Source organism: Streptococcus hillyeri (assembly GCF_003686955.1).
Lineage (GTDB): Bacteria > Bacillota > Bacilli > Lactobacillales > Streptococcaceae > Streptococcus > Streptococcus hillyeri.
This window is the reverse complement of the sequence record NZ_RCVM01000058.1, coordinates 1-442: the sequence shown is the minus strand read 5'-3', so window position 1 is coordinate 442 and position 442 is coordinate 1. Positions and strand designations below refer to the sequence as shown.

Annotated in this window: 1 protein-coding gene; it reads left to right on the top strand. The window is 43.2% G+C overall.

Annotated elements, in window-relative coordinates:
* Positions 1-442 (top strand): G5 domain-containing protein (locus EAF07_RS10450; protein WP_183121704.1); only part of this gene is annotated, 442 nt, incomplete at both ends.

The window sequence follows — 442 nt, the reverse complement described above, 5'->3', positions numbered from 1 at the left end:
CCGTTTGAGAAACAAACGCGTGAGAACCCAGAGTTAGCGAAGGGTGAAACGCGTGTCGTTCAAGAAGGTAAAGATGGAGTTCGTACGATTGTCTATACTGTGACAACAGTAGATGGTCAAGAAACAGGTCGCGTTGTCAAATCAGATACGACGACCCCAGCAGTAGCAGAAATCACAGAAATTGGTACAAAAGAGATTCCTGTTACTCCAGCGCCATCGAAGCCAGTTGTTAAGACGGAAACTAAACACGAATCTATTCCATTTGAGAAACAAACGCGTAAGAATCCAGAGTTATCGAAGGGTGAAACTCGCGTTGTTCAAGAAGGTAAAGATGGTATTCGTACGATTGTCTATACTGTGACGATGGTAGATGGTAAAGAAGTTAGTCGTGTGATTAAAGCTGAAGGAACAACTCCGGCAGTTCCAGAAATCATTGAAATTG